Source organism: Microcoleus sp. Pol12B3, assembly GCF_036701355.1.
GTDB lineage: Bacteria > Cyanobacteriota > Cyanobacteriia > Cyanobacteriales > Microcoleaceae > Microcoleus.
Map to the genome: position 1 here is coordinate 96,166 of NZ_JAUBQS010000001.1, position 20,092 is coordinate 116,257.

The following is a 20,092-nucleotide window of genomic DNA, read 5'->3' on the forward strand; positions in this document are numbered from 1 at the left end:
TTGTGAGGATGTCTTAATTATGGCTAAATCTGGACTGATGGCAATGCTGCGCCGCGCTGCAAGTATTGCTCAGAAATCAAGGGAAACGGGCATTCCGGCTGATGAACTGCTGGGGATGCTGACGGCTGGTATTCCCAATTCTCCCATATCTCGGCGCCGCTTGCTGCACGGGGGCTTAGCTGCTGCGGGGGCTGTCGCTGCTGCGACTTTTACCAGGGAGGGAGGGGGAGCTTTTGCTCAACAGGGCGGACGATCGCCCATTTTGGTTGTGGGTGCGGGAATTGCGGGTTTGACGGCGGCTTATCGCTTGGGCCAAGCGGGCGTGCGCGCCGATATAATCGAGGCAACTAACCGCGTGGGGGGGCGGATACGCACTATTCCCAAGGTGGCTGGAACGGTAATTCCGGCGGACGTGGGGGGAGAATTTATTGACACCGGTCATACTAATTTAATCTCGCTGGCGACGGAATTGGGTTTGCGGGCGATCGACTTAGCCCAAGTGCAGAGTGGACTGGTGAAGGATACTTTTTTCTTTCAAGGGCGCCGCTTTTCTCTTGAGCAAATAATCGCAGATTTTGCGCCGCTAGCTAGTAAAATTAGTGCTGATTTGCAGGCGGTTGGCGATGAAATTAGCTATCAAGATTTTACAGAAGCAGCGGAAAGATTGGACAATCTTTCGATCGCTGAATATCTAGACCAAGCTGAGACTAGCACGATTGTCCGGCAGTTACTCCGCATTGCTTATACTGGAGAATACGGTCGAGATCCCGAGGAACAGTCGGCGTTAAATCTGCTGTTTTTAATCAGTTCTGAACCTGGCAGTTTTGAATTGTACGGCAACAGCGATGAGCGTTATCAAATTGACGGCGGCAACAGTCAAATTATCAACAGTTTAGCGGGTCAATTGTCTGGTTCGATCGAGGCGGGGACGGTTTTGGAAGCGATTACTCTTTTGCCGGATGGCCGCTATCGGGTAAATTTGCGATCGGGACAAAGCGCGTTCGAGCGCACTTACGAGCGAGTTTTGTTAACTTTGCCGTTCAGCACTCTGCGAGACGTTAAAATTAACGTACCTTTGCCCCAACCGAAGCGCAGGGCGATCGAGCAGTTGGGTTACGGTACTAATTCTAAGTTAGTTACCGGCTACCGCAGCCGAATTTGGCGGGAACTTTATCGATCGACTGCTTCTGTTTATAGCGATTTAGGATTCCAGAATACCTGGGAAGCTACGCCTTTTGTTCCTACTCCTAACGGTTTAGTTACTAATTTTACAGGAGGAAAGCAGGGTTTGTCGATCGGTGCGGGAACTCCAGAAGACCAAGCACAAAGATTTTTGAACCAATTTGAAAGAGTTTTTCCCGGAGTGAGAAATTTGCGATCGGGCAAAGCTGTGCGAGCTTATTGGCCGGGAGAACGCTTTTCTAAAGGTTCTTATGCCTGCTATTTAGTCGGACAGTGGACGCAAATGTACGGCGTTGAAGGCGAACGAGTTGGCAATTTATATTTTGCCGGGGAACACACTTCGCTGGAAAATCAAGGTTACATGGAAGGCGGTTGCGAAACTGGACAAAGGGCGGCTGTTGAAATTTTGCAAGACTTGGGTTTGATACCTTCTGTTGATGCTTTGAATGTTAGAACTGCGAGCAGTTTGAACAATCGCCGTCCCAGCCGGAAAATTCCCGGAGCGCGGAATCTTGGCAATAGAAAGCCGAGTATTAGATAATCTCGTAAGGTGCGCATTGCGCACCCTACAAGTATGGCGTACAACTTATCAAATAATCTCGTCCGGGTTAATTCCCCGATCGCGCAAATATTCAGCCAGTCGTTCGGCCCGTTCACGTTCGCGATCGGCCCGTTCACGTTCTGCTGCTAACTGTTCTACACCCCATAAAAGCAGATTTCCTGCTTCATCCCACCAGCGCAACCAATAGCCTGAACGCTGTTCTTTCTCCCCTCGCCACGTTCCTAAATACAAACCAATATCTGCCATCCAGTGGCGACCTTCCGCGTCAGGAAATTCTAATTCGTATTTGCCATTTTGCAAGCGATATACTTCCAGTAAGCCAGTTTCTGGGTCAAAAATGATGTATGTTGGTACTTGCAGAATTTGTTCGTAAAAAAACCACTTTCCCGGAGGAAAAGTACGTTTGACAGAATATTCACCCCCGTCTGTTTCGGACAAGAATTCCATGACAATAGTGGGAATTTCTCCTTCCAAGTTTGGGGTATAACTTTTGCGGTCTCTTCTCGATTCGGCGGGCAGTACCGACGGTACATAAACCCAATCTGGTGCTTTGATTACTAACTCGCCGTTGACGGTAGCGCAAATCCCAAAATTGCTGGCTATCAGCATTTGTGGCCCGATAAATCCTCTCAATTCTAAGATTTCTCGCAGTGCTCCAGCAATTAGCGGTTGACCTGTATTCTCCACTGGTTTTTCTTCTAATTGGAAGTCGTCTGGCAACTTCTCCCACGTTACGATCAGTTCTAACGTTTTTTGTCCTGGGTTATCTTGAGTAACGACCATGACTTTACTTTACTTTCTCAAGTTTGATGTTTTATCATAGCACAATGCAGCGTGAGCGCGACGCGCCATACATATAAATATGCTAGCCTAAATTTTAGCTGCATTATCTTGTAGGATTTATTTCATAAAAAGCAGAAAAAACATGGTTTATTTACCTTTAACAGGAGCTTTATCGATTTGGCTAATGTCCTCGATATCAACTCGCCCTTTGATTGCATGCTCTACAAATACACTTGCCCAAAACTCCGAAATTGACGAGCCGTTTTGCTACATGAAAACCCCCGACGGCAAAACAGTAGACTTGGGCAAGTTATGCGAGAAACAGCCATCTTTAGGAACTTCCCAAACTTGCATTCCCGGTCTCAACATCGCTGCGAAAGTGTCAATTAAGGCGACTAATTATGACGGCAACTTTTTCAGCGGTCAAGTCCTTAATCAAGGCTGCAAAATAATCAAGAATGTCAAAGTCAATTATGAAGTTTTGGACGAGTCAGGCAATTTAATTGACAACGGATTTATCTACGCTGAACCACTTACTCTTGCGCCCGGACAGTCAGCCGCCTTTCGGGGCGAAGTTGTCGCGGGGGCTAAAGTACAGGCTACTCATGCCGACGGTCAAGAATGATTTTAGATTTTAGATTTTAGATTTTAGATTGAAGAATTGGACAAGAAAGCCCACGGATGAATCCGTGGGCTTTCTATCCCGGATGCTTTCGGTGAAGAATGATTGTTGAGATTTGCCCGATCGCTGATATCATATTTTGGCTCAGATATCTGTAAAAACAGAACTTGCAGAGGTAAAATATCTTGAAAACTCGATCTACATACTGGCAAATCTTACCCTACCTCCGTCCCCAAAAACAAACCATCGGTAAAGCATTAGCTTGTACCGTAGTATTTACCGTATTTTGGCCGATTATAGCGTGGCTGGTTGGCGAAACAGCCAAATTTATAGGTAAAGGAGATTTACAAGGGTTCGCTCAAATTGCTGCACTCAGCGCCATTATATTTCTACTTCGCGGTACAGCCCAGTACGGTCAAGATACGCTGATGGCGAAAGCAGCTTTGACTATTGCTTTAGAAATCCGCAAAAAAGTCTACTCCCACCTGCAAAAACTCAATCTCGGCTACTTTGAAACTGCCAAAACCGGAGACTTATCCTACCGCCTCACCGAAGATATTGACCGCATTGGCGAAGTCGTAAATAAATTTTTTCATCAGTTTATTCCTTGTATTTTGCAGCTAATTGCCGTCCTGGGATATATGATTTATCTCAACTGGCAATTAACCTTGGGTGCATTAATTATTGCACCGCTGATGGCTATCTTAATTGGTTGGTTTGGCGAGAGATTGCTGAGTTACTCGCGGCAAAGTCAAAATCGCATCTCTGATTTATCCGCTTTGCTGACAGAAGTATTCAGCGGCATTCGTTTAATCAAAGCTTTTGTGGCTGAAGACTACGAAATTGCCCGCTTTGCAGAAGAAGCAGAACAAAACCGCCGCGCTAAGTATTTGTCAGAAAGAGTAAAAGCACTTCAGTTCGTTGTAGTTGGCTTTTTGGAAGCGATGAGCGTGATTTTGCTCTTTTTCCTGGGAGGTTGGCAAATTTCTCAAGGAAATCTCACAGGTACTCAATTTATAAGTTATATCGCAGGGGTGGCACTTTTAATTGACCCCATCGCTATTACAACTGCTAATTACGGGGATTTTAAGCAGGGAGAAGCTTCTAGCGATCGCATTTTTGAACTATTAGCAATTGAACCCGCTGTTGTCGAAAAGCCTGGGGCAATTGAACTTCCCCATGTTACCGGAAAAGTCGAATACCGCAATATTAATTTTGCCTATAACTCAGAGACACCCATTCTGCAAAACATGAGTTTGTTGGTGCTTCCCGGAGAAATGATTGCCCTCGTGGGTGCATCCGGTGCGGGTAAAACTACTTTAGTAAACTTGTTACCGAGATTTTACGATCCGCAAGCGGGACAGATTTTAATTGACGGTATTGATATTCAAGATGTCACCTTAAATACTTTGCGGCGGCAAATCGGAATTGTACCGCAAGAAACGATTTTATTTTCGGGTACAATTGCTCAAAATATCGCTTTTGGGCGATCTTATTATGAACTGAAAGATGTGCAAAAAGCTGCGGAGATTGCTAACGCTCATCAATTTATTAATCAGTTTCCTGATGGCTATCAAACTTGGGTAGGAGAAAGAGGTGTAAATTTATCTGGGGGACAGAAACAAAGAATTGCGATCGCCCGTGCAGTTCTGCTCGCTCCCAGAATTTTGATTTTGGATGAAGCGACATCGGCGCTGGATTCGGAATCCGAAGGTTTAGTGCAGGAAGCGCTGGAAAGATTGATGCGCGATCGCACTGTGTTTATTATCGCTCACCGCTTGGCTACTGTGCGGAGAGCCGATCGCATTTTAGTTTTGGAAAAAGGCAGAATTGTCGAATCGGGGACGCACGAGGAGTTGCTGGAAAAGGGCGATCGCTATGCTGGCTACTACGCTCAACAGTTTAGTCAGTAGGCTACGTTAGAAACCGGGTTTTTAGCCGTTTCTGCTGGCCTCAACCAAGTATGCTCGTAAAAAAACCGGTTTCTGACTACCGGCGCGCGCTTCGACAAGAAACCGGGTTTTTGGCCGAATCTGCTGGCCTCAACCAAGTATGCTCGTAAAAAACCCGGTTTCTGACTACCCGTGCGTCAGTCCTATGAAGAATGATACAATAAATTATCCAACTGGATATTTACTGATTCCAGTTAAAAAGAACAGGCAGTGCCAACATGATTCAAACCACAGCCAAACTACTAACATTTGAAGAATTCCTAGAGTGGTATCCCGATGGCAAAGGACGTTTCGAGCTACGAAATGGAGTGATAGTTGAGAAGAATCCAAACGGAGACCATGAGGAAGTTACAAGTTTTCTCATCCGCAAAATTAACGTAGAAATCGATCGCCTAAATCTTCCTTATATAACACCATCAATCTATTTCGTCAGACCTCCAGCAGCGACTACAGGGTTTCAGCCAGACATCATAATATTAGACAAGCCTGCCTTGATTTCGGAGCCACTTTGGAAAAAATCGTCGATTATTACGCAAGGTGATTCTGTTAAACTTGCGGTGGAGGTAGTTAGCACCAACTGGCAAGATGATTACCTGGTTAAAGTGGCTGATTATGAAAGATTGGGTATCCCGGAATATTGGGTGGTGGATTATGCTGCTTTGGGCGGCAAACGTTTCATTGGTAATCCGAAACAACCGACTATCTCAGTTTACCAGTTGGTTGATGGGGAGTATCAGGTTAGCCTGTTCCGAAAGGGCGATCGAATTTTATCCTCTGCTTTTCCCGAACTAAATCTAACTGTTGAACAGGTTTTCGGATCTATCCAAAGCGAATAGTAATTCGGGTTAGCTTCAACGGTGTAAATAATGACTTGTGTATCCAAGTAAATTGTAGCAGAGGATGGTAGGTTTAGTTATCCCATGAGTTTCTTTCTGCTTCTAGTTCCCCGTCAATTTCTTCAACTGTTCTGGAAACATGACGGCTGCGGATTTCTGTAAGCAATTCCAACACCTTGCGCCGCCCCCCTTGAGGCTTTTCTGGTACGATCGCAAAAACTTCAACCTCTTCGCCCACAGATCCAGGCGGCAGTTGAATTTCAAATTTATTTCCTGCAAGAACTTTGGTTCTAATCCGTATTGCTGACTGCATAGTTTCTCCTTTTTGATGATTAATTTTCCACAGCCCCTAAAGCTTTGAGCGTGGCTTTTTCTACTTCCGTTAAACCCGTAACTCCTGTGATATTCATGTTTTCATAAGGTCTGTCACTTTTTAGTATTTTGAAGCACTCACCCGTCTCAACATCCCAAAGTATAATTGTGCCATCCCGACTGCAAGCAGCAATAATTTGATCCTCTGAATTGAAGGCAACAGAGTTAATTCTACTGGTATGACCTTGCAAAATTTTGAGACATTCACCTGTATTGATATCCCATAATCTTACCGTTCCATCGACACTTCCACTAACAACTATTTCACTAGAAGAACTAAAGGCAACTGAACGTATCCAATCAGTATGCCCCTGTAAGATTTGAAGGCATTCACCGCTACGGACATCCCATAGTCTTATTGTTCGATCGACACTTCCAGTGGCAAGTATTTCACCGTTATGGCTAAAGGCGATTCCGGGTGCCCAATTCGTATGCGCCTGCAAGATTTGCAGGCATTCACCAGTATGGATATCCCACAGCCTCACCGTTCCGTCAAAACCTGCACTGGCAAATATCTCGCCCACAGGACTGAAAGCAGCCGAGTGTACAGAATTGTTATGCCCGTCCAACGTTTTGAGGCATTCGCCAGTACCGATATCCCACAGCCTCACCGTTTGGTCATAACCTGCACTCGCAAGTATTTCACCATTTGAACTGAAGGCGATCGATCGTGTTTCATTGCCAAATTCTGGCAAAGTATGGAGGCATTCACCACTGCGAATATCCCACAGTTTCAGTGTTTGGTCGTAACTAGCGCTGGCAAGTATTTCACCCGAAGGATTGAAGGCAACTAAGTTTACCCGATCGAGGTGTCCGCGCAAGATTTGGGGGCATTCACCGCTGTTGATATTCCACAGCTTGACTGTTTGCGCGTCATCGCCGCTGGCCAGCATTTCACCGTTAGGACTGAAGGCGATCGACCTTACTTGATTGCTATGCCCTTGCAGTGTATTCAAGCATTCACCGCTGTTGATATCCCACAGCTTCAGCGTTTTATCGTAACTGCCGCTAACAAGTATTTCACCCCCAGGATGGAAGGCGATTGACCCTACTCGATCGTTATGCCCTTGCAAAGTATTCAAGCATTCACCGCTGTTGATATCCCACAATTTTGCTGTGCGATCGTGACTGCCACTTGCAAGTAGTTCGCCATTTGGGCTAAAGGCGATCGACTTTATTTGATCGAAATGTCCCTCCAAAGTTTTGAGACATTCACCCCTACCAATATTCCACAGCTTCACTGTTTTGTCGCCGCTGCCACTAGCAAGTATTTCACCAGCAGAATTGAAAGCAACTGAAAACACGTTTTTAGTATGACCTTGCAAAGTTTTGACACATTCACCAGTACCGATATTCCACAGCCTCACTGTTTCGTCACCGCTTCCACTGGCAAGCATCTCACCAGCAGGATGGAAAGCAACTGAACATACAACTTTAGTATGGTCTTGCAAAATTTTGAGGCATTCACCCGTGCGGATCTCCCATAACCTTATCGTGCGATCGAAACTCCCGCTAGCGAGTATATTTCCATCGGGATTGAAGGTGACTGACATTACTGATTCGGTATGTCCCTGCAAAACTTTTAAACATTCACCAGTCTTGACATCCCATAACTCGATCGTTTTGTCATAACTGGCGCTAGCAAGTATTTTGCCGTCAGGACTGAAGGCGACTGACTCCACCACGTTGGTATGTCCTTTACAGGTCAATATTTCTCTGCAACTGCTAGCTTCCCACAAGCGAACTATGCCATCAGTATCACCTGTAGCTAACAGTTTGCCATCAGGGCTAAATATGACCGATCGCACGCTGCTGAAGATTTTAGTAAAATCAGAATTAGCCAAATTAGCTTCAGCAAAGTTGACGCGACGCAGTGCCGCATTTGTCAAATCAGCACCTAAAATAACCGCACGAGAAAGGTCTTTTGTTTCTAACGCAGTTCGATCGATTTTCACCAACAGCGTCGCCGCATTCCCTCCCACATAACCCACGTCAATTTCTGTTTTTCCCCGCGTTGCTTCCAGAATTTCCAATAATTCCTCCGTAGCTGCCCCTACATCGAGGCAGGGCCGACACGAGGGTACAGCCCCTACCATTGGCAACAACAAATCCATGACTGCTTTCGTCAGTGGCGCTTGTCCGAAACTCTGAAGAAGTTGATCTAAATCTTCAGCAACAAATCTTTTCAAAGGCGCTATAAGTTCGTTCTTATTTCTCTTCTGGGCCTGAAGCCGACAATAATTTGACCAAGTGTATGATTCAGGCGCTGCATCAGGATTGACACAAGACTGTTCCGGCGCAACTAATTCGGTAAAATCAGCCGCCAAAACTCCCAATTCTGCTGCAAATTTATAAGCGACAAAAAACTCTAACAGCGAACGATGCGCCGGAGTATAATCGCCATCTGCATTGCGGATTAGCATCGTTTGACCCATCATGTCATAGTGCCAGTGGTCTAAGTCTTTTTCCTCTTGGACGATGGAACCAAACAAGCTGCGAATGCGATCGGGAAAACCGCGATAATTGAGGCTCATTTGGTTGGTAGACAGCATTTCCCAAGACAGTTCGCACAAAAAGTAAAGCTTATCTGCTACAGAAGTAAAAGTACGTTCAGCTTTGATATCTCTCTCTATCTTCCGCCGCACCGCATACAGATATATCCGCGACATATCGACTGGTTTTCCAGCTTCAATATCGGGCAATGCTTCCAAAATTAACTCGGTCATTACCGGGCGACGCGCTAAATCCAATAGTTGCGGGTTTCCCATGACTTTTTCAACTGTCGCCGCTTCTGTTTGAAATGACAGCGCTTGCCGAATTTGCTCGTCGTTAAATTTCTCTAATTCTAAGACTTCAAATTGGGGAGTTTCGCCTGTTAAAATGGTTGTTGATGCTTGCAGTTCTGCATTGAACAATGCCCGTCCTTCCTTGCCTTCAGGAAAGTGTTCGGTACGGCAAGTGAGGATGACTTTTGCGCCGGGAACGACTGCTTTTGCCAGTTCCCAGAAGTTGTTGATGGTTTCTTGCCGATCGCACTTAGCGGCCATTTCATCAAAACCATCGAAAATTAACAGAAATTTACCCATGCGATTAAGTTGTTCAAAGGCCGAATAACCCGCCAAAGGTATCTCGTGCTTGCGAAAGAAAAACTCGGAAAATAGCGACTCGACACTAACTGCTTTGGCGTAATCTCGCAAAGGAATTACTAACGGCAAACGCGGACGTTCTAATCCCCGCTTTTGAGCATCTCGGTAGCGTTGCAGCGCCATCCAAGCATAGTGCATCGCAAACCAACTTTTTCCCGTTCCAAATTCTCCTAAAACTGAAATATGTTCTTTTACTGGGTCATTCAACCACAGGTCAAGATAACCTTCGATCCAGCCATCTCGATCGCCATAATGACTCACGCCTATCTTGCGGTGAGTATCGGGGTCGATTTCTTCTTTCGTACAAGCTAGCGGCACATATTTGGTATCAATTCCTCGGCTGGTAATTTCTGTTTCTAGCCAATCCAGATAAGCAGTAAAATCGGCATCTTGGTCGAGTAATTCATCAAACGTATAGCAAGCTAAATTACGATTTTCGGCTTTTTTTACCTCATCCCGCGCGGCGCGACTGATGCGGCGGGCCGTAACTAACCAGCCTTCATCGGTGCGCTGTTTTTCTACCGACTCGCGCAAGGCTGAGATATCCCTGAGTCCCGCTTCTCCGGCAATTCCGCGCACTAAAATGCGATCGTACTTTTTGCGTCTGACGGGAACATTGATAATCAATTCAAAATAGTTATCTTCCCAAATTTCATATTTCTCAAACTGATAATTTAATGTTTCAAACCAACCTCGAACTTGTTGCGATAAAATAAAAACTTGAGACTTTTGAATATTAGTTGATGCTGCTGTGGCGGGAAGTGCGGGATAATCTTCAGATTCCAGTCGTGCAAATTCGGTGCGAATTCCTTCGATAGTGGGGAGGCGTTCGATGCGATCCATTACCATAGATAGGCGTTTTTGCAAAGAGGCGATCGCATTTCCCACCATCACATCTCCCAGCGTCCGCGTCCGCTTTGCTACTTCCATAAACACGGCGGCAAATGCCATGAATTCCCGTCGGGGGTCAATGCCTAAATCTCGAATTTCTTGGCCTAAAGCACTCTCATTCAGATATTCATCGCCTGCTTTAATTAAAATCGCTGGGCTATCGGACTCGAAGGCTTTGCGAAATGCTGATTCAATCTCTTTTTGGCGAAACAGTTCTAAAATCTGCTTGGGTTTGCCAGCGCCGTATTCTACTAAAGTATAAACATAAACCCCGCTAAAATCCGCGGGCGGAGCATCGGGGTCGAGGTTAAATCTTTTTAATAATTTGATAACTGTTTCGTTGCGCTGAAACTTGTCTTTGATAGTGCCGAAGGGAATTGTCGTCAGGATACTGATAACTAAGTCGAGACTAATTAGCATGATTTAGGCTTTCCTGTTTTTCCGTGAAAGTAATGCTCAAATCTAGAATCGGTAGGCTGTGTCCCTGAAATGCGCTGCGGGCGATCGCAAATTGCTCTATTTTTATGTTAACCCATCACTTAGACACTCCGACCAAAAAAACCGGGTTGTTACCAAAAGACGCGCTGTAGCCCGAAGCTCCCGTAACAACCTGGTTTTTGGGTTCCCATGCCCTCCGACTCCTCGAAACCGGGTTGCTACCAAAAAACGCCTTGCAGCCTGCAAATTCGCTAAAAAACGCGGTTTCTGAGCCATCATGCTATTACCGCAGATACTAGCACTTTTTACTAAATATGACCACTATAATACCGAGGAAAAACCGACAAATATTGTAGTAAGGATAGCTCTAATTTAGTTGTCATCTCTAATTGTTAAAAGTTAAAATATAGATAACGAACCAATAAAAGTTGCTCTCTATGAAAATACAATCATCCGTCTTAGTCCACCTGGGATTTGGCAAATATGTACGCTCCGATAGAGTAACAGCAGTAATACCAATTGAAGAAGAACGCGGACCCGGTCGGCGCACTTTTGTGCACGTAGACGGCGAAGCAGACCCGATCGTTGCTTCGCGCGCGGAAGATACAATTGTTCGCGATTTGGTGCAGGAACCGCGCGAAATAACTCAAGCTCGGCAGCAACAAGAAATTCTCCAAGATTTGCTGGCAGATTTGAGCAATGTTAACCTCACGGTGCGCCGCATCAGCCGCGATGAAGGCGGACTCGATCTAGAACGTTTGGAGCGCCGAATTCGCCAAATTCTAGAAGCCTAAAAACAAAAGACCGCCCGGGCGGTCTTTCTGATTATTTGTGTCGCTAAAAAGTTTAAGTTAAGGGTTTCAATGTAATTTCGATGTCCGCTAAACCGGTGAGTTTTTCCACTACAGGCTCTTCTTCAACTCGCGGTACAAAAATAGTTAAACCTCCTGGAACGCATTCAACAGAAACCGGAGTCATGCCGATGATTTCGCCGTCTACAACCACTTTTTGAGGCGGATCGGCACTAATTTTTACTTTTTTTGCCCGCAAATAACCGATGTCGTCGCGATCTGTAGGATTGCCGGTCAAAGCTGTTTGCAATAGGTGATAAGAAGCTGCGATCGCCCCAGCTTTATTCTGAGGCGCCACCAGCGTTATGTCCAGCAAGCCGTCATCAAAAATAATCCCCGCCGGGCCTTGAGCTAAAATGGAAGTAGGCGGCGCTGCATTTGCCACGGTGACGGCCACAGCAGTAAGGCTGATAATTCTATCTTCAGTTTCGATTTCCGCTTCAAATCTTTCTAAATTGTTTAACTGTTTAATTCCTGAAAGAATGTAAGCCAGCATTCCCCAACGATTCTTCATTTCGCGATCGGCAAGTTCGACGGTTTCCGCCTCAAAGCCCACTCCAGCTAACAAAACCATCGGCATTTCACCGTTGCAAATCGCCGCATCCACCACCCGCGTCAACCCTCCCAAAATAGTGGCGCAGGCGGTTTCAATTGTATTTGGAATGTCTAAAGCATTAGCAAAAGCATTAGCAGTTCCCCGCGAAATAATTCCTAAAGGAATATTTGTGCCGACAATCGCCCCAGCAACTGCGGACAAGGTGCCGTCGCCCCCGGAAGCAATAATTGCCTCAACCCCCCTGGCAACTGCTTCGCGGGCGATTTGATCGGCGTCTACTTCTGGGGTTGTCAGCCGAATGTCTAAGTCAATCAAAGGCTCTAAAAGTTCCTTAATTCTAGCTAAGTCTTGGTCGGGATCGCTGTTGCCGGCGGCGGGATTGAAAATTAGGCAAGCTGAACGTTTCATAGTTGGTAATAGGTAATGGGTAATGGCTGAACGGAAATCCTAGATTGTTTTGGTTTGTATCCAAGTTTCGAGCGCCATCGCATCCCCCTCAATAAAACCCATTTTGACTGTTCTTATCCCCCCGTTATTAAGGGGAGTTAAGGGGGAGCAAGACTCAACTATAACCCTAATTTAGACATGGTTTTAACATTAAGTTAACACAAATGCCATGCCCGCTAAACTCCGACAACAACCTTCACCTATTTTTCAAAGGTTTAATTAAGACTTGACAAAAGTCCACTCTAAGACTTCGCGCCGAGCTTTGTGCAACGCTTCCTTGATTTCCTTGTTGCTGTCGAACTTGACTTTATCCAAAAGGCACGCTTCGACGTTAACAGTAAATTTATCTTCTTCAAAAGGCCAAGGAGTTACAGTCACGAGTTCATTGCTGTGCTGTACAATATCGTAGCGCTTGCCGTCCGGGCCGACACTAATTTCTAAAGCTCGTTCTCCGGCGGGTAACTCGCGGCTGCAAAGAATTAATGATAGCCGATCGCACCACTGGAAAAAAGCATAAGCTGCCTTAGCATCTTCCTGAGAAATATTCAACTCTTTTTGCCATTTTTTTTGATTTTCCAGTTGTTCGTCCAAAAACTCGTCTAGTTCCTTCGACTCTCCCCGCTTTCCTTCATTGAGATAGCTCATGTGCATAGAAATCAGCATTGCTACCCACCTACCGCGATATAGGGAATTCTCCGTCATGGCTTTAATTTTCGGCAGAGAAGTTTCAGTCTGCAAGGTAAAATCAAAGGGCGCGCCCGCTTCAGTCAAAATATTTTCTTCCCATTCTTTCTCCAAATCATCGTGATGCGAAATAGCCGCTATGGTTTCGTAGAGGCGAACCGGAGATTTCGAGCGCTTCCACTGTCCGCCAAGTTGCGCCGCGAGCAAAGCGTGGGCCCGGTGGTAAATTATTTCCCAGCCCGTTGCGGTTAAGTTAGCAATCATTGAATTTTTCTCCTCAATTAAGTTAATACGAGTATTTTGTGCTAGCATTAGGCTCTCGATCCCCCCTAACCTTAAAAAGTGGGGAACAATCGGTTAAAGTCCACCTTTTTAAGGGCGAGCGAGATTTGGACAAAAACGAAAGTTAAATCACAAAAGGTTCGATCGAGATATCCTGCCATTTCCCCTCAAATCGTTCCACAACCAAAGGTCTGATGCGGAACTTCGGGGGACACCCATCGAGAACATCAATCCGCAAACACGAATAAGGACGGCGTTTGTGGGAACCTTGACCGCTGCGGCCGACAAATAGCAAAGATTCCGCTACCCGCCGGCTGGCTGTTTCGGAACCAGACTGCCGCGCCAACCGATAAGCTTCAGGACTCAATCCTTCTTGCAACATCGGCCCTTCCGGGCGCTGGCGGCGGAGACTGTGGCCGCTTCCCCCGCAGACAAGCCAATTAATCCCAGAGTCGCCGTGTCCGGTATCCCCAGTCCGCAGGTATTCCAAACAGTGAGCGTGGCCAGTCAGCACCAAATCTACTAGCGGACGCCCCCGGGCCACTTCCCCAACTGCATCGGCAACCCAGTCGAGCACCTCGCGCAATCGCAACCGAACAGCCAAAGTTTGAGCTTGATTCCACTTTGTCGCCTCTGTGACGTAGGGGGGATGGTGCAGGTAAATTACCCGCCCCCGCACCTCGGAATCGCGCCAAGAGTCAATCAGCCTTTTTTTCAGCCATTCGAGCTGTTCAACGTCGGTGCCGGCTGTTTTGTCGGGCGACAGTTGTTTGTCAATATCCATCAACATTTCGTCAACTTGCTCTAACTTGGCGGCTAAGTCGTCTAGCTGTTCGGCTTCCTCGGGAATTTGGGGATTGAGCCGATCGCACATTTCGAGCATTACCAATTTTTCTTGTTCCAATTTCTGGCGATCGAGTTCCAAATTCTGGCGGCGAATGTCGCCCTGTTTGGTTTTCGGGATCGGTAACGGTTCGTTGAAGGTGTTGGAGTCGAGGGCGAAGAAGTCGATGCCGCCGCTGCGGAAGGTGTAGTAGCGGTTGGGTAAGCGGGTAAAGCGTCCGGGTTGGTAGCGGAGGCAGCGGCCTGTGCTGGTGCTGGCGGTGTAGTGGGCGTCTAGGTGGCGATCGAGTTCTCCCGGCATTTTGTGAGCTTGCAGGTAGTCGAGAAACGCTTTGGCGTAGGTATTTCCGCGATCGGAACCGTGCCAGCCGACATCGAGATCCAACTTGGAACCCAACAGCCGGCGCAGCGGCAAAGCTGTCGCCGACAGAATGCCGTAGACTATCGGCAAGTCGTAATAGTCGTGGTTTCCCGGTACGGGCAAAAAGGGAAAGTTAAACACCATGCGATCGTAGGCAATGCGAGAGGGATGCTCGCCGCCGACGATAAATTCTCGGTAGGGGCGAATAAAGTTTTGCAAGTAATATTCGCTGGAACCGACGAGATAAACTACATCGCCCGTGTGGAGGACGAAACGGCAAGTTTCGCGCTCGGAGACCATTTGTTCGGCAATCTGCCGCTGGGGATTGTAGCCGCGGTGATTGCCCGTGCCGCTATCGCCTACGACTAAAAACGAAAACTCTGGAGAGTCGGTGGTTGGAGATTCCAAAACCATCCGAGTTTGGTCGATTCCCCGATCGACGATCGATTTTTCTTGCCACCGCACCCGCTCGTTCATTTTGCGGATTTTAACTTTTATTTGCGGGTCGGAAACGAATTTCAATTCACCTCTTCTCCAAAATTGCTGAGTTCCTAGTTAATAGTGTAGCGATCGGGCGAGTTTTTACATCTCTCTAAAAGCTGAAAATCGACGCGCGGGTACTCAGAAACCGGTTTTTTACGAGAATACGGCGTTAAAACCGACAGCAGCGGCCAAAAACCCGGTTTCTTTGGTTTTGATGCGATCGCCCCGTCTCTCAACTAAAATAAGATTTTGTACGAGGCGGTGCTGTTTGTTGTTGCCGAGGACGAGGGCATCAATTAAGGACGTGGGAAGATAACACTAACAATGCTAGGCAACTACAGCGAACTCTAAATACGAGAGAGTAATTATCGCTCTTTGCGGTTTGATTAGATTGAGAGTTGGAGCTTTAGTTTTACCTAGTTAATAGCTGACACTATTCTCAAAAAAAAGAATAAGTTAATCGATATTTATTCACCAGTTATTAACTATAATTGCTTCTAATCCTTATGCGATCGTCACATCGAGGTTAAGTCAATTGGCTGTGCAAATTATGCACAATTGTGCCCCAGTGAGCCATTCAGCTTCTGCCGAGATGTCTAGTGTTTTTGCGAAATAGTTTCAAGGTTCTGGACTGGAGGGATTAAACCCCCTAATCCTTTCCTCCCCGCAACTATTGCCGAGGAGTTTTCTGGTTTTATTTGATAATCTCAATCAACACTCAAGGCATCGAACCACTGTAAAATCCGATTCCATGCCCACCACCGATCGCTATCACCAAATTGATGCTGACAACGTTTACTACTGATATGCCCAACATGACCGCCGTAGGCTGTCACCACTAATTCTAAGGCAGAATTGTTCGCGCCAATGGCTTGCAACTCAGAGACAAGCACCGGATCAAACATCGGATCATCCGCTGCATAAAGGATGTAAGTGGGTTTTTTGAGGTGAGGCAAAATGTGTAAAGCGCTGCTAGCGTCATAGTATTCTTCGACAGACGAAAAACCTAACGGGCCAATTACCAGTTCATGGTCAAAGCCCCAAATGCTGTTGGCGCGTGCAATAGCGGCAGGATCGATCGCCCCTGGATGCGCTTTAGCGATGTCTTTTGCTAGTTTTTTTAACTGTCGCGCGATGGCTTTTTCTAAAAATTTCCCCCACTCATCTTTAACTAGATAAGACAGAGAACGGTTCGAGTCCAAGCTGGGGCAAATCACCGCCGCGCCTGCTAGTTCTGACTCTTCGAGCCCTAACTCCGACCCCCAATCTGCGATCGTCTGAGCTGATTTTACCGCCCACAAGGCTAATTGTCCGCCCAGGGAATAACCCGTGAACCAAAAAGGGGCGGGACATCCCATTTCTTTAGCAGCGGCAGCAATCCGAACGAAATCTTCGCCTTCGTATAGGCCATCAGAAGTCAGGGTGGGAGAGAGTTGGGCGGTTTTGCCGTGAGCTCGCCAGTCAAATAATACCACTGCACAGCCTTGGGCATAGGCTTTACGGCCTAGTAGCCTGAGAAACCATTGATTATCCAGATCGCCAGTAATGCCGTAAGTGCCGACAATGGTATATCGGGGATTTTCGGGGATGGCAACCCAGCCAAAAATCGGGACTCCACAGGCACCAGTAAAGATGTGTTCTCGGTAAGGGGGCTCTGGGTAAGGGATTGTCTTTTCCCAACTGCGACTAGCCCTTAATGCGGTGTACAACGTCATTAACATGCCGTTGTTCAGCAGCCAAGGTGGAGTATAGGCAATGGTCATAAGCGGATGTATGAAATGTCTGTCTTGTTGGTGGGATTTTTTTACTTGACAGGTTGGCTATTCTAGCGAATAACCCTGAAAACCGCAATACTTTTTGAGTCAATGCACTCAAGGGCGAAGTCAAGCCAAAATATTAATTGCTATTCATTTGGAACCATTTATTGGCGAATAGAGAAGAATGCCAGCTAACGAGGTTTAGCATATTGTAGCGGAGCGCCCAAACTACAAAAAAAACCTGGTTGCTTTGAGAAACAGGGTTTCTGAGTCTTGCATCCCCGCGCAGATGTACAATACGACGATCGCACTTTCCGACTCCAAGTGCGATCGATCTCTACACCCTGCCCCAAGTCGGCAACATCAGATAGAATGCAGTAAACAAATATAAAATGGAAGCAATACAACTGTCTTTATTCTCAAATGAGTCTGAACCAATTCCTGTCAAAAAGCAGAAGAAAGCAAAATTAGGGCGTTACGAACGCATCCAACGCGAACTAGAAGCAAATCACTGCGATCCGTACAAGATATTCATTGATGTTGAATCTCAGTCACTGCCAAAATCAGACTATACATTTGTCGATCTTTTTTGCGGTGCGGGCGGTATGACGCAAGGTTTATTGCAAGCAGGTTTTCGACCAGTAGCAAGTGTTGAAATTAATGCGATCGCCTCGGCAACTCATACAAAAAACTTTCCAGATTGCCATCACTTGTGCGACGATATAAAAAACTTAAATCCCCAAAAGTTGCTCGCTGAAATAGGTTCGCCAGAAGTTCATGTTGTTGTAGGTGGGCCGCCGTGTCAAGGCTTCTCAGTTGCAGGAAAACGCGACCCCAACGACCCTCGAAATCGCTTATTTAGAGAGTTTGTCCGCGTTGTCTCTGAAATACGTCCTTGGTATGTTGTCATGGAAAACGTACCGGGAATATTGACTATACAAAAAGGAGCTGTTAAGCAAGCCATTTGCGAGGCTTTTGAGGAAATTGGCTATCCCCACGTTTCCGTTGCTGTTCTGGAATCAGCCACCTATGGAGTCCCGCAAATCCGGCCGCGAGCCATTTTTATTGCCAATAGATTCGGGATGCAAAATCCCTATCCCAAGCCGCAATTGTTGCCCGAACAATACAAAGCGATTGAGTCAGCAATTTATGATTTACCAGAGTATACTCCCATCCCAGAAATTAACCACGAATGGACTCGTCATTCTGTTGAGTACATGGAAAGACTTGCTAAAGTTCCACCAGGCGGTTCTTTGTATGAAAGCTACGCCGATGCTTTCAAGCGACAGTATCCGGGAAAACCGAGCATGACTGTTAAAGAAAATCACGGCGGCACTCATATTCATCCTTATCTCAACCGCGTTATTTCAGCTCGTGAAATGGCTAGATTGCAAAGTTTCCCGGATTCATTTATTTTTGAAGGTTCAATGAAAAAGGCCATGTGGCAAATTGGAAATGCCGTGCCGCCCCGTTTAGCAGAGTGTATCGGTTTTGCACTTATTCCATATTTGACTGATATTGCGCTTAACAAGCCTAGCTTAGTTACTGTTAAACCTCCCGAACAGATTCAGCTAGTTTTTGATTGAGAGTATTTCGCCAAGTTTCAAAATCATACCAGCCGCATCCTGTGCAGCCTTCCTCAGCTTCAGCCCCGCGCTGATGTATGGAAGGCCAGTCTTCGCCTCTTTCATACCAAAACTTGATTCCGAAAGGTGTGCCTCTTTTCCCTGTTTTGATGCAGCGTTCGCAACTTCGAGATTTTAGAAGATTGTGATTGCCTGAAGCATCTTTTTTGAGCAACTGAAACTTTGCCTTGATTTCAGATTCGCTCATAGATGCCAGGTGTGGTGGCTCATTATCTCCCCAACGCTCCATTGGGAATCTATGGTCAATTACTAACTCATGAGCTGCTCGTTTTCTCTGTTCGATTACATCTGTATAAAAGTAAACTTCGAGAATTCTTTTTACCAGAGAAGCGGGTATGTTAGCAGCAGAATTTGCTGATTTAATTTCTCCTGTCCACAAATCGCCCAAACGTGTTGCCTGACAAGTTTGACAGTATCTCTTTTCTGTTACAATAACCAGACCGGGGCGCTTCCTTGTTCCGCGCTGCAATCCCTGAATTCCGCCACCGCCAGCATATTGAGCTGAGGCTATCTGTTTGCCTTCGCACTCCCGACAGTGCCATTTTTGGTCTGATAGAAGATTAAAGACTCTGAATTGAGTTGAGTCTTGTTTTAATTGAGCTTTAATTGTTCCTGCTAAATCTTGATTGCTCACTCTATATTTTCCGCTTCTATTTCTAGATTTTCGAGAAGATTGGAAACTGTTGTGCCCAAGCCGCTAGCTAGACTTGCAATTGCAGTGATGGACGGATTTCTGACTCCGCGTTCGACTCCAGATATATAGGTGCGGTCTAAATTAGCCCGCATTCCAAGCTCCTCTTGCGAAATTCCCAACGCTGTCCTGCGTTGCTTTACCAGATGACCTAAAGCACGCAGAATCTTCTGTTTCGATCGACTCATCTCCCAATTTTCAGTCTCTGCGGACGATCGGTCTACGGACGATGTGTCACATATCTGAAAAGTTTGATCGCCCCAAATTCCCCATCCCGACTGAAGACGGAGGCCTCGCAGAGGTACAATAGTAAAGTAGGGTGCGTTATCAGCGGAGTACGGCATTTTGAAAAATACTGCGATCGCTCCTCACTTACTTCACCAACAAAGAAGGCGATCGCACTTATTTTACCAGTCATCCAACTAACTCAAGGGACGCGATCGCTCAGTAAAAATAAAATAGTATGCGTTTGGATTGATAATCCTTGGTATTAACAACTTTACGCAATCTGCAATCGTTTTCCCAAAGTCTGAGGTTCTGGTAGAGGTTTGCCATCTTCTTGATAGAGTTCAATTAATGTTTCTTACAATTCTTGTCCGTGTTTTGCCGCGTCCTCGTAAGTGTGTCCGTGAGTGCAAGGCTGCATGACATCGGTAAACTCCGGCTAACTGACAACAAAAAGTCGATCTTATTCTGACCACTGGATG

The 20,092-nt window shown here is 46.2% G+C and carries 15 protein-coding genes; 6 read left to right on the forward strand and 9 right to left on the reverse strand.

The window, feature by feature from the left end; genetic code table 11:
- Nucleotides 1–19: 19 nt before the first annotated feature.
- Complete coding sequence (locus QUA53_RS00415) at nt 20–1,723, forward strand: NAD(P)/FAD-dependent oxidoreductase (RefSeq protein WP_333094275.1); 1,704 nt, start codon at nt 20–22, stop codon at nt 1,721–1,723.
- Between the two features lie 48 nt (nt 1,724–1,771).
- Here QUA53_RS00415 and QUA53_RS00420 read toward each other — a convergent pair whose 3' ends face one another.
- A complete protein-coding gene (locus QUA53_RS00420; protein WP_333094277.1) occupies nt 1,772–2,527 on the reverse strand; it encodes a Uma2 family endonuclease in 756 nt (251 codons plus the stop codon).
- A 142-nt stretch (nt 2,528–2,669) separates the two neighbouring features.
- Here QUA53_RS00420 and QUA53_RS00425 point away from each other — a divergent pair, with 142 nt between their 5' ends.
- From QUA53_RS00425 to QUA53_RS00435, 3 genes are all read left to right on the forward strand, one after another.
- Nucleotides 2,670–3,152 (forward strand): FxLYD domain-containing protein, encoded by a 483-nt coding sequence (locus QUA53_RS00425; RefSeq protein ID WP_333094278.1) that lies wholly within the window; start codon nt 2,670–2,672, stop codon nt 3,150–3,152.
- Nucleotides 3,153–3,334: 182 nt separating this feature from the next.
- Entirely contained in the window at nt 3,335–5,062 is a 1,728-nt protein-coding gene (locus QUA53_RS00430; RefSeq protein WP_333094279.1) for an ABC transporter ATP-binding protein, read from the forward strand.
- Nucleotides 5,063–5,319: 257 nt separating this feature from the next.
- Nucleotides 5,320–5,937: a Uma2 family endonuclease gene (locus QUA53_RS00435; protein WP_333094280.1), complete on the forward strand. Its 618-nt coding sequence runs from the start codon at nt 5,320–5,322 to the stop codon at nt 5,935–5,937.
- Between the two features lie 73 nt (nt 5,938–6,010).
- Here QUA53_RS00435 and QUA53_RS00440 read toward each other — a convergent pair whose 3' ends face one another.
- Both QUA53_RS00440 and QUA53_RS00445 read right to left on the reverse strand, forming a co-directional pair.
- Entirely contained in the window at nt 6,011–6,250 is a 240-nt protein-coding gene (locus QUA53_RS00440; RefSeq protein WP_333094282.1) for a hypothetical protein, read from the reverse strand.
- A 19-nt stretch (nt 6,251–6,269) separates the two neighbouring features.
- A complete protein-coding gene (locus QUA53_RS00445) occupies nt 6,270–10,766 on the reverse strand; it encodes a WD40 domain-containing protein (RefSeq protein WP_333094283.1) in 4,497 nt (1,498 codons plus the stop codon).
- Between the two features lie 455 nt (nt 10,767–11,221).
- Here QUA53_RS00445 and QUA53_RS00450 point away from each other — a divergent pair, with 455 nt between their 5' ends.
- Entirely contained in the window at nt 11,222–11,578 is a 357-nt protein-coding gene (locus QUA53_RS00450; protein WP_333094285.1) for a hypothetical protein, read from the forward strand.
- 52 nt (nt 11,579–11,630) lie between these two features.
- Here QUA53_RS00450 and QUA53_RS00455 read toward each other — a convergent pair whose 3' ends face one another.
- The 4 genes from QUA53_RS00455 to QUA53_RS00470 all read right to left on the reverse strand — a co-directional run bounded on the left by QUA53_RS00455 (nt 11,631) and on the right by QUA53_RS00470 (nt 17,054).
- Nucleotides 11,631–12,599, reverse strand: coding sequence for a YegS/Rv2252/BmrU family lipid kinase (locus QUA53_RS00455; protein ID WP_333094286.1), 969 nt, complete (start codon nt 12,597–12,599; stop codon nt 11,631–11,633).
- A 258-nt stretch (nt 12,600–12,857) separates the two neighbouring features.
- The gene (locus QUA53_RS00460; protein ID WP_333220272.1) at nt 12,858–13,634 is read right to left on the reverse strand and encodes a DUF3891 family protein; all 777 of its coding nucleotides are present in this window, start codon (nt 13,632–13,634) and stop codon (nt 12,858–12,860) included.
- 94 nt (nt 13,635–13,728) lie between these two features.
- A complete protein-coding gene (locus tag QUA53_RS00465) occupies nt 13,729–15,330 on the reverse strand; it encodes a metallophosphoesterase (RefSeq protein WP_333094288.1) in 1,602 nt (533 codons plus the stop codon).
- Nucleotides 15,331–15,998: 668 nt separating this feature from the next.
- Nucleotides 15,999–17,054, reverse strand: a complete 1,056-nt coding sequence (locus QUA53_RS00470; RefSeq protein ID WP_333094289.1) for an alpha/beta fold hydrolase — start codon at nt 17,052–17,054, stop codon at nt 15,999–16,001.
- Nucleotides 17,055–17,440: 386 nt separating this feature from the next.
- Here QUA53_RS00470 and QUA53_RS00475 point away from each other — a divergent pair, with 386 nt between their 5' ends.
- Nucleotides 17,441–18,634 carry a DNA cytosine methyltransferase gene (locus QUA53_RS00475; protein WP_333094290.1) on the forward strand — a complete coding sequence of 398 codons (1,194 nt, stop codon included), beginning with the start codon at nt 17,441–17,443 and terminating at the stop codon, nt 18,632–18,634.
- On the opposite strand, the gene QUA53_RS00480 is transcribed toward QUA53_RS00475, so the two are convergent.
- Nucleotides 18,597–19,328, reverse strand: coding sequence for a restriction endonuclease (locus QUA53_RS00480; protein ID WP_333094292.1), 732 nt, complete (start codon nt 19,326–19,328; stop codon nt 18,597–18,599). The genes QUA53_RS00475 and QUA53_RS00480 overlap by 38 nt on opposite strands.
- On the reverse strand, nt 19,325–19,729 hold the full coding sequence (locus QUA53_RS00485) for a helix-turn-helix transcriptional regulator (protein WP_333094293.1): 405 nt from the start codon (nt 19,727–19,729) through the stop codon (nt 19,325–19,327). Before QUA53_RS00485 ends, QUA53_RS00480 begins: the two co-directional genes overlap by 4 nt.
- Nucleotides 19,730–20,092: the final 363 nt, after the last annotated feature.